Origin of the sequence: Pseudomonas capeferrum (genome assembly GCF_000731675.1) — a bacterium.
In the GTDB taxonomy this organism is placed as follows: Bacteria; Pseudomonadota; Gammaproteobacteria; order Pseudomonadales; family Pseudomonadaceae; genus Aquipseudomonas; species Aquipseudomonas capeferrum.
Map to the genome: position 1 here is coordinate 2,606,094 of NZ_JMIT01000001.1, position 8,049 is coordinate 2,614,142.

The 8,049-nt window shown below is 61.0% G+C and carries 6 protein-coding genes; 4 read left to right on the top strand and 2 right to left on the bottom strand.

Annotated elements, in window-relative coordinates; all coding sequences use genetic code 11:
* Nucleotides 1-29: 29 nt before the first annotated feature.
* The gene (gene aceK, locus PC358_RS11670) at nt 30-1,745 is read right to left on the bottom strand and encodes a bifunctional isocitrate dehydrogenase kinase/phosphatase (protein WP_033699706.1); all 1,716 of its coding nucleotides are present in this window, start codon (nt 1,743-1,745) and stop codon (nt 30-32) included.
* A 149-nt stretch (nt 1,746-1,894) separates the two neighbouring features.
* Here aceK and PC358_RS11675 point away from each other — a divergent pair, with 149 nt between their 5' ends.
* Both PC358_RS11675 and PC358_RS11680 read left to right on the top strand, forming a co-directional pair.
* Entirely contained in the window at nt 1,895-2,770 is an 876-nt protein-coding gene (locus PC358_RS11675; RefSeq protein WP_033699707.1) for a DMT family transporter, read from the top strand.
* A gap of 13 nt (nt 2,771-2,783) precedes the next feature.
* Nucleotides 2,784-3,242: a DUF4265 domain-containing protein gene (locus PC358_RS11680; RefSeq protein ID WP_033699708.1), complete on the top strand. Its 459-nt coding sequence runs from the start codon at nt 2,784-2,786 to the stop codon at nt 3,240-3,242.
* A gap of 4 nt (nt 3,243-3,246) precedes the next feature.
* Here the strand turns inward: PC358_RS11680 and PC358_RS11685 are convergent, their stop codons facing one another.
* Nucleotides 3,247-4,128 (bottom strand): DMT family transporter, encoded by an 882-nt coding sequence (locus PC358_RS11685; RefSeq protein WP_033699709.1) that lies wholly within the window; start codon nt 4,126-4,128, stop codon nt 3,247-3,249.
* A 441-nt stretch (nt 4,129-4,569) separates the two neighbouring features.
* On the opposite strand from PC358_RS11685, the gene pvdO reads away from it, so the two are divergent.
* Nucleotides 4,570-5,430: a dihydropyoverdine dehydrogenase gene (pvdO, locus tag PC358_RS11690; RefSeq protein ID WP_077068505.1), complete on the top strand. Its 861-nt coding sequence runs from the start codon at nt 4,570-4,572 to the stop codon at nt 5,428-5,430.
* A gap of 128 nt (nt 5,431-5,558) precedes the next feature.
* Nucleotides 5,559-8,018: a TonB-dependent siderophore receptor gene (locus tag PC358_RS11695; RefSeq protein WP_033699711.1), complete on the top strand. Its 2,460-nt coding sequence runs from the start codon at nt 5,559-5,561 to the stop codon at nt 8,016-8,018.
* Nucleotides 8,019-8,049: the final 31 nt, after the last annotated feature.

The following is an 8,049-nucleotide window of genomic DNA, read 5'->3' on the forward strand; positions in this document are numbered from 1 at the left end:
CATGCTGGGGCCGCAAAGCGGCCCCGGGTTCACCGCAACTTGCGCCGATACGGAAACACATCGATCACCTTCCCCTCACGAATCGTCGCCTGCAGCCCCTTCCAGTAATCCGCGTCATACAACTCCCCATGCAACCGGCTGAACAGCCGCCGCTGGCCCATATCGGCAAACAGGAACGGCGGAAACTCCTCGGGGAACACATCATGCGGCCCGATCGAGTACCACGGCTCGCCCGACATCTCGTCCTCCGGGTAGCGCGGCGGTGGAATATGGCGGAAGTTCACCTCGGTCAGAAAGCAGATCTCGTCATAGTCGTAGAACACCACCCGGCCATGGCGGGTGACGCCGAAGTTCTTCAGCAGCATGTCGCCGGGGAAAATATTCGCCGCCGCCAGTTGCTTGATGGCCAGGCCGTAATCCTCCAGCGCCTCGTGCACCTGCCCTTCACTGGCGTGTTCCAGGTACAGGTTGAGGGGCGTCATGCGCCGCTCGGTCCAGCAGTGGCGGATCAGCACCGTGTCACCCTCCAACGCGACCGTGGACGGCGCCACCTCCAGCAACTCGGCCAGGCACTGCGGCTCGAACTTGCTCTGCGGAAAGCGGAAATCAGCGAATTCCTGGGTATCGGCCATGCGCCCTACCCGATCGACACTCTTCACCAGCCGGTACTTGTCGATCACGGTGGCGCGGTCGACCGTCTTCGAGGGCGCGAACCGGTCCTTGATGATCTTGAACACCGTATTGAAGCCCGGCAGGGTGAACACGCTCATGACCATCCCGCGCACCCCCGGGGCCATGATGAAACGGTCGTCGCTGCTGGCCAGGTGGTTGATCAACGCCCGGTAAAACTCCGACTTGCCATGCTTGTAGAAACCAATCGAGGTGTACAGCTCGGCAATGTGCTTGCCCGGCAGGATGCGCTTGAGGAAGTTGACGAACTCCGCCGGCACCGGCACATCGACCATGAAATAAGACCGGGTGAAGGAGAAGATGATCGACACCTCGGCCTCGTCGGTGATCAGCGCATCGGCCTCGATGCCATGGCCTTCGCGGTGCAGCAAGGGGATCACCAACGGCCACTGTTCGTCGGGGGTGTACAGGCGGCCGACCAGGTAAGCGCCCTTGTTGCGGTACAGCACCGGCGAGAACAGCTCGACTGCCAGTGCCGGGTCCTTGCACACCCAGTCCGGCAGGCATTCGCGCAGTTGTTCTTCCAGGCGCGTCAGGTCGCCTTCCAGGTCACCATAGGGCACATCGAACGGGTAGTCGGCGAAGATCGCCCGCAGCAAGCCTTTGAGACCATCGCCAAGTGCGTAGGTGCGGGTTTGCGCGGCGCGCTCGTGGCTGCGCATCGACGGCCGGGTGGTGTGGATGAACATGCAGCCGTCGCTGATCTGGTCATGGCTGAACAGGCTGCAGAACAGCGAGTTGTACCAGGTCTCGGACAACTCATCGTCGAGCCGTGGGTCGATCAGGCGAATGTAGGCGCTCTTGACCAGCGGCCACTGCTCCACCTCCAGCAATACATCCTCGGCGAAGCGCTGGCGTAGCCAGCCGTTGGCCTCGGCCACCTTCTCTTCATACAGGTTGATACGCGCCGCTGCTGCGCGCTGGATGTCTTGCCAGCGCGCTTGCTCGAAGCGCTCACGGGCACCGAGGGTGATGCGCCGAAAGTGCTCGCGGTAGTCATCGAAGCCGTCGAGGATCATCCGGGCGATTTCGCCGGCGGGCCAGTGCTGGTGCATGCGAGGCATCTCGTTGCAGGGTGAGATACACAGCTTAGCCGGTCCCTTGCCCGCGAAAGGGCGCGCACCGATTCACTGCGCAAGAAAGCACAAGAATCCCGCTCCCCCCTGGCGTAAACTCGCGCCCTGCCCAAAACCCGGAGACCGTTGTGAGCCCCATCGCCCTAGCCCGCCTGCTGACCCTTGCCGCTGTCTGGGGGGCGAGCTTTTTGTTCATGCGCATCATCGCCCCCGAACTCGGCACCGTGCCGACTGCGTTTTTCCGGGTGTCGATTGCCTGCCTAGGGCTGATCGCCATCCTCGCCGCCGCGCGGGTACGCTGGGACTTCCAGGGCAAACTCGGCGCCTGCCTGGTATTGGGCATGATCAACTCGGGCATCCCGGCCACTTTCTACTCCGTGGCCGCGCAAGTACTGCCCGCCGGCTACTCGGCGATCTTCAACGCCACCACACCGCTGATGGGCGTGCTGATCGGCGTGCTGTTCTTCCGCGAACCGATGACCCTGCCCAAACTCTGCGGCATCTTCCTGGGCCTGTTCGGCGTCGGCATCCTCAGCGGCGCCGGCCCCGTCGCCCTGGACATGGCCCTGCTACAAGGCGCCCTCGCCTGCCTGGCGGCCACCACCTGTTATGGTTTTGCCGGCTTCCTCGCCCGCCGCTGGGTCAGCGGCCTGGACAGCCGCCTTTCGGCCCTGGGCAGCATGCTCGGCGCAACCTTGCTGCTGAGCCCGCTGTTCGCCTGGAGCGCGCTGACCCAGCCACCCGCCAGCTGGGGTGGCTGGAACGTGTGGCTGTCGCTGCTCGGGTTGGGCCTGCTGTGCACCGCATTCGCGTATATCCTGTACTTCCGTCTGCTGGAAGAAATCGGCCCGGTCAAGGCCAGCACCGTGACCTTCCTGATCCCGGTATTCGGCGTGTTGTGGGGCGCGTGGTTGCTGGACGAGCCGCTGTCGATGGCGCACCTGTACGGCGGGCTGCTGATTGGCGCCGCCCTATGGCTGGTGCTGCGCCCGGCACGCAAATGAAGCAGGAGCCACGATGAGCGATGCATACAAGAAGGTGTTGTTCCGCCTGCAGCAGGACGCGGACGGCTACCCGCCCGCCTCGGTCGAGGGCCTGTGGGCCAAGGCAACAGAGGGCGGCTACGAAGTCGACAACATCCCGTTCTATGTCTACGGCATTGCACCGGGCGACATCATTGGCACGCGGGACGAAGCAGGTGAAACCTGGTTCGACGCCTTGCGCAGCAGCGGCGGCCGCTCGGTGTTCCGGGTGATCGTCAAGCCACCGGAAACCCTCGACCAAGTGCGCACGGCACTGGAGGATTTCGGCTGCAAATGCGAAGCGGAACAGGCAGTGAGGATGCTCGCTGTCGAAGTCGCCACACAGCGCTCGCTCGACACCTTGCTTTACTACCTGCTGACCCAGCGCGAAGCCGACCTGCTGGACTTCGAGGAAGGCGTGCTACGGCACACCATCCCCGAAGAATTCCGCTAAAGGCTTACGCCTGGGCCAATTGCGCAGCTGGCTTGCGGAACACGAACAGCAAGCCCACCACGATCAGCCCCATCCCCAGCAGGCTCAGCGGTGCCAGGCGGTTACCGAAGATCAGGAAGTCCATCACCGCCGTCACCGCAGGCACCAGGTAGAACAGGCTGGTGACGTTGACCAGGTTGCCCTTGGCGATCAGGCGATACAGCAGCAAGGTCGCCAGCAACGACACCACCAGCCCCATCCACAACAGCGCACCGACGAAACCACCGCTCCACTGCACCTGCAACGGCTGCAACGGCGCGAACAGCGCGCACAGGGCAAACCCTGCCAGGTACTGCAGCGGCAGCGTGCCCATGGGGTTGTCGGTGATGCGTTTTTGCAGGATCGAGCCAAAGGTCATGCTGCCCAACGCCAGCAGCGCAAACAGCATGCCGGCCAGGGACACCCCGCCAAGGTTGATGCTCTGATAGACCACCATCACCAGCCCGGCAAGGCCCAACCCCAGGCCGAACAACCGGCTCCAGGAGCGCTGACGCTCCATCAGTACCACAGTAAGGATCGGCTGCACCCCCATCACCGTGGCCATGACGCCGGGGGTGACATGGGTATTGAGCGCCAACAGATAGAAGATCTGATAGGCCCCCAGCAGCACACAGCCGGTGCCCAGGGCGCGCACAATCGCCCCGCGACTGCGCGGCCAGCGCAAGCCCAGCAACGGGCCGATCAGCAACAGGCCGGCGAGTGCCAGCGCCGAGCGCAACAGCAGGAAGGCGAACGGGCTGGCGTGCGCCAGGCCCAGCTTGGAGACGATTGCCCCGCTGCTCCACAGCAGGACGAACAGGCTGGTGGTGGCCGCCGAGGCCACGGATGCTTTGGAAATGACAGACATGTAGTGCCACCTTTCGGGCGAATAAGCCGAACGGAGGGCGAACTTTCAGCGAGGGAAGTAGCCGACCGTGTTCAGTAGGTTGCGGGTGCGGTGGGATGCGGCAAAAAGCCGATCAGCCCAGCACGACCACGCAGCGAGGCGGAGCTACGCCGCCTACAACGCCACTGACAGGTGGTGGGTAGTGACTGATCATGGCCGGCTGCTGGCTGCCACGCACGACACTGCCCGCGACTGGCGCGAGGGCAAAGCATGTGGTGGAAGGGATGGCAGGCATGAACAGGTCTTCGGATGAGATCAATGGCCTGGACTATAGCCCGGCGTTTTCTGGCGGGCAACTCGCTAAACCGACCGATGCAGGGGCGGCCGCTGGTTAATTTTTCACCGCCTTGGCTCGTCTGAATGCGAAACGCCGCACGCATTCACCCGCTCCGAGGACCCCCAATGAACGCAAAAACCTGGCTCTACCGGCCAGCCCAGATCACCTGCCTGCTGCTGGTCAGCGCCTACGCCCACGCGGCCAAGCCAGGTGACGTATTCCAGGACTGCAAGGACTGCCCAGAGATGGTAGTGCTGCCCGCCGGCAGCTACGTGATGGGCGCCCCCGACGACGAAGTCGGCCGCCAGCCCGACGAAGGCCCGCTGCATACCGTGACCTTTGCCAAGCCATTCGCCATGAGCCGCTACCAGGTCACCGCTGGCGAGCTGGACGCTTATATCAAGGCCACCGGCACCGTCATCAAGAGCGGCGACGACCGCCCCGGCCGCTGGTGCGAGGCCAGCAAGCCAACCTACAAACAAACCGCCCGCCAACCTGCGGTGTGCGTCGACTATGACGAAGTCCAGGCCTACACCGCATGGCTGGCGAAAAAAACCGGCAAACCGTACCGCATGGTCAGCGAGGCCGAACGCGAATACGCCGCCCGCGGCGGCTCCACCGGCCCGTTCCCCTTCCCCTTCGATGAGCCGGGCAAGTACGAAATCAGCAAGCACGCCAACACCTATGGCCCCCGCGATGGCTACACCTTCACCGCCCCCGTGGGCAGCTACCCGGCCAATGCCTTCGGCATGTACGACATGCACGGCAACGTCTACGAATGGGTCGCCGACTGCTACCACGAAAGCTACGAAGGCGCCCCCAGCGACGGCAGCGCCTGGGTCCAGGACCCCACGTGCATCCGCGCGCACATGCGCGGCAACGACTGGGGTGAGCCACCGATCTTCTCGCGCTCGGCCAACCGCAATGACCGGCTGAAAACCACCCGTGGTGATTTTCTCGGTTTCCGCGTAGCACGCGAACTCTGAAACGTGTGACACGGTTAACGCTGCGCCTGCGAAAAAACAGTCAATAAGAATCGTTCCGGTTTTTCACAGGTGCTGCGTCACATACAGCACATAGAAAAAAACCCCTCTGCCAACGAGAACGCAACCCGATGTCCAAGCCCTTGCCCAGTGCGCTCAACCCGCTCGCCAAAGCCTTACTGATTCGTCATTCGCTTCGTCCCCGGCATGCGCTGTCACGCATCGGCATGGGCCTGGCGCTGTCTAGCGCGCTGGTTTTCCAGGTGCAGGCGCAGGAGTGGACGCTGGATATCCCGGCGCAGTCGATGAACTCCGCGCTGCAGGCGCTGGCCAAGCAGACGGATACGCAGCTGCTGTACAGCCCGGAAGACATTGGCGGGCTGCGGTCTTCGGCGCTGAAGGGGCGGCATGATCTGCAGTCGTCGTTGCGGATTCTGTTGCAGGGGACGGGGCTGCGGTATCAGATTGATGGTAATACCGTGACCGTGACGGCCAGCGCGGCGGCAAAAGACGGCCAAATCGAACTGTCAGCGACCAATGTGAACAGTGCCGGGCTGGGCGAAACCACGGAAGGAACGGGCTCCTACACAACGGGAGTTACCAGCACGGCCACCAAGATGAACCTTTCTATTCGCGAAACGCCCCAGACCATTACAGTGGTTACGCGTCAACGCATGGACGACCAGCATCTGGGCAGCATGAACGAGGTCCTGACCCAGACCCCTGGCATCACCATGTCGCAGGATGGTGGCGAACGCTTCAACATTTATTCTCGCGGTAGCGCTATCAATATCTATCAGTTTGATGGTGTGACGACCTATCAGGATAACCAGACGCGTAACATGCCCAGTACGCTTATGGACGTGGGGTTGTACGACCGTATCGAAATCGTCCGTGGCGCAACCGGCCTGATGACGGGGGCAGGTGACCCCAGTGCCGTGGTCAACGTGATCCGCAAGCGTCCAACACGCGAATTCAAATCTCACATTCAGGCAGGCGTTGGCTCTTGGGACTACTACCGCGCAGAAGCTGACGTCTCTGGCCCGCTGACGGATGACGGTCGAGTTCGGGGGCGCTTCTTTGCCGCCAAGCAGGACAACCACACGTTCATGGACTGGTACACGCAAGACCGAGATGTCTTGTACGGTGTTGTTGAAGCTGATGTAACAGACACCACAGTGGCTCGGTTCGGGATTGATCGCCAGACTTACAAAGTCAACGGTGCACCGGGTGTACCTATCATTTACACCAACGGCCAACCCACAAACTTTTCCCGCTCGACCAGTTCTGATGCACGTTGGGGTTACGACGATTACACGACGACCAATTACACATTTGGCCTTGAGCAGCAACTGGCCCACGACTGGCAATTCAAGCTGGCGGCTGCCTACATGGATGTTGACCGTGATTCGTTTTCGTCCTATTACTCGACTACGACCAACCGCTCTTATCTGGAGCTCGATGGTTCAACCGAAATCAGCGCAGGTATCGTGACTGCCAAACAGCACCAAAAAGGCGTCGACGCCACGCTCCAGGGGCCATTCCAACTGTTGGGGCAAACACACGAACTGATAGTTGGGTATAACTATCTCGAGTACGAAAATAAACACCGGGGTGATTCTGGACCCGATGTGAATATCAATTTTTACGATTGGGATAACCAGACCCCCAAACCGGGTGATGACGAAATCATTCCCGGCATTCAGTACAATATTTCCAACCGCCAGTCCGGCTATTTTGTGGCGAGCCGCTTTAATTTGACCGATGATCTGCATCTGATTCTCGGGGCACGGGCGTCCAATTATCGGTTCGACTACGCCCTGTGGCGTATTGGTAATGAACCCGCGCCTTACAAAATGGTAGAACGCGGTGTCGTCACGCCGTATGCAGGCATCGTCTATGACCTGACGAATGAGCAATCCGTCTATGCCAGCTACACCGACATTTTCAAGCCACAGAATAACGTAGATATCACAGGCAAACCGCTTGATCCTGAAGTCGGAAAGAACTACGAGTTAGGTTGGAAAGGTGAGTTCCTCGAGGGCCGGCTGAACGCCAACATTGCGTTGTACATGGTCAAGCGAGACAACCTGGCCGAGTCGACCAATGAAGTGGTTCCTGACTCGGGTGGTCTCATCGCTTCTCGCGCAGTTGACGGTGCAGAAACCAAAGGTGTGGACGTAGAATTGTCGGGCGAAGTGCTGCCAGGCTGGAATGTCTTTACCGGCTATAGTCATACCCGCACCGAAGATGCTGACGGCAAGCGCCTGACCCCGCAACTACCGATGGACACCTTCCGCTTCTGGAACACTTACCGACTGCCTGGCGAGTGGGAAAAACTGACCCTGGGCGGTGGTGTGAACTGGAACTCGAAATCCACGCTGAACTTTGCCCGCTACAACAGCCATGTGACCCAGGATGACTACTTCGTCACCAGCCTGATGGCGCGCTACCGGATCAATGAGAGCCTTGCCGCCACCTTGAACGTCAATAATATTTTCGACAAGAAGTACTACGCTGGCATGGCTGGCAGTTATGGTCATTACGGGGCACCACGCAACGCCACGGTAACACTGCGCTACGACTTCTGAGGCTCGTTGGCCAGAACCTGGGCTTGCTCCT